At 60.3% G+C, this 1767-nt stretch carries 3 protein-coding genes; 1 reads left to right on the top strand and 2 read right to left on the bottom strand.

The genetic code is table 11. The features are described 5' to 3' along the window. The first annotated feature begins 401 nt into the window (after positions 1 to 401). Complete coding sequence (locus B0W55_RS29270; RefSeq protein WP_077049370.1) at positions 402 to 629, top strand: DUF6555 family protein; 228 nt, start codon at positions 402 to 404, stop codon at positions 627 to 629. A gap of 93 nt (positions 630 to 722) precedes the next feature. Here B0W55_RS29270 and B0W55_RS29275 read toward each other — a convergent pair whose 3' ends face one another. Both B0W55_RS29275 and B0W55_RS29280 read right to left on the bottom strand, forming a co-directional pair. Then, positions 723 to 1175 (bottom strand): DMT family transporter, encoded by a 453-nt coding sequence (locus B0W55_RS29275; protein ID WP_077049371.1) that lies wholly within the window; start codon positions 1173 to 1175, stop codon positions 723 to 725. Then, positions 1175 to 1660 carry a DMT family transporter gene (locus B0W55_RS29280; protein WP_077049372.1) on the bottom strand — a complete coding sequence of 162 codons (486 nt, stop codon included), beginning with the start codon at positions 1658 to 1660 and terminating at the stop codon, positions 1175 to 1177. Before B0W55_RS29280 ends, B0W55_RS29275 begins: the two co-directional genes overlap by 1 nt. Positions 1661 to 1767 lie beyond the last annotated feature (107 nt).

Genomic DNA, 1767 nt, shown 5'->3' on the forward strand with positions numbered 1-1767 from the left:
CCATGGATGGCCGATGGCGGCGGGCCCACGGAGCAGGACCGGAGCGAGGGCATGCCGAGCCTAGGCGAGGCACCGAACGAAAGGGGCAAAAGCGCTTGGTTACTTGGCGCTTTTCCAAGTGACCCGCTGTAAAAGCGGAACCAATAGCGGCCGTTACCGCAGAAATGGATATGTACGCCCCCTCAAAAACCACGTTCCATCCCTTAATCCCCAGACAAAACCGCAGCCACCAAAAACCACCCACTGCAAGGCCCATGCCCAATGTTCATTGGGGTTGCAGCACACTCCACGTCAATGATGCGTCAAGCCATCCGCCAGCGAACGCAACCGCCTGACAATCCGACTGAATTTTCCGCAGGGCCCGCGATCCTTCTATTACCACAGGGAGGAATACGGGCTTTATGAACAACGCAAAACTCTTCGTCATCGAATACACCCTTCATGGCGCCCCCAAGTCGTTCATTATCCGTCTGGATAAAATGGACAATGCCGAAGCCTGGCACTGGGCCAGTTGTGACGCGGGCGTCGGCAGGATTCCGCGTTTCGGGCGGGAAAAGGTGCAAAAGACCAGCAAGCCGATGGCAGAGAAATTCGGCGTGGAAAACGTCAAGTGGCGACCGGCCACTTGACGCCTTGGGAGCCGATCATGGCGATTGATCTTGGGAATCGAAAGCGGAGCCTGACCGGCTCCACGTTTTCGTGCCGGCCCCTCCTGGGGTTGATCAGGCCGAACGGCTGCTGCGGTACATGAACACCAGCGCCAAGGCCAACAACACCATCGCCAGCACCCGGCTGCCCGACAACTCGATCGCCGGGTTGCCCAGCCAGCCGAAATTGTCGATCAGCATCCCCATGCCCAACTGCCCGACAATCACCGCCACCGTCGCCACCGCCGTGCCCACCCGCGGCACCGCGCCGACCATGACCATCATGTAGACCACACCAAACAGCGCGCCGCTGAGTTGCCACTTGGGTACATCCAACAGGCTCAGTGCGTGGGCCGGTTCGAAAAACAGGATCAACAGCCCAGTGCTCACCGCCCCCACCACGAACGTCAGCAGACTGCTGCGCAACACACCGACGGTTTCCCCCAGGCGCCCGTTGATCGCCGCCTGTACGCTCAGCACCGCACCGGCCGCCACCACCACTGCCAACAAAATAATCAGACTCATCATTACCCCCGAGCGATCAGAACAAGTGCCGCGACAATCAGCAGCAAGGCCAGCCAGCGTTCAGCGTTGACCTTTTTGCGAGTGGCGCCGAACCAGCCGAAATGGTCGATCAGCACACTCTTGCCGACCTGCCCGGACAAAATCGCGATCATGGTCATGGCAATGCCGATGTGCGGCGTGGCCAGGGTCAGCACCACCACGTAGATCGGCCCGAGGAAACCACCGATCAATTGCCAGCGCGGCAATTCGCTCAGGGCCGGCCCTTTTTGCGGGCCGCTGAACAGCAACAGCAAAAACAGAATCGCCGAGCCGACGCCGAAGATGCTCAAGGTCGCCCACAGATGGCCGACCTGCACGCCCAACGGCCCCAGCAACCCGGCCTCCACGGACAGGCCCATGCCGGCCAGAATGACCAGGGGCAGCAACAACAGCCGCAGTCCAGGTTTGGTCGCGGGGATGGCCGCGATGTCGATTGAAGAAGATTGCATAGTGAAGAGCCCGCCATTCATCAGATAAACAAGATCCCATGTGGGAGCGGGCTTGCTCGCGAACGCGGTGGGTCAGGCAACACAGATGTTGGCCGACCCACCACGTT

The sequence above is a fragment of the Pseudomonas sp. KK4 genome, assembly GCF_001984065.1.
Taxonomy (GTDB): domain Bacteria; phylum Pseudomonadota; class Gammaproteobacteria; order Pseudomonadales; family Pseudomonadaceae; genus Aquipseudomonas.

Excerpts from the sequence above, each read along its gene's own strand:
- B0W55_RS29280 (WP_077049372.1), bottom strand. The coding sequence starts at position 1,660 with ATGCAATCTTCTTCAATCGACATCGCGGCCATCCCCGCGACCAAACCT.
- B0W55_RS29275 (WP_077049371.1), bottom strand. The coding sequence starts at position 1,175 with ATGATGAGTCTGATTATTTTGTTGGCAGTGGTGGTGGCGGCCGGTGCG.
- B0W55_RS29270 (WP_077049370.1), top strand. The coding sequence starts at position 402 with ATGAACAACGCAAAACTCTTCGTCATCGAATACACCCTTCATGGCGCC.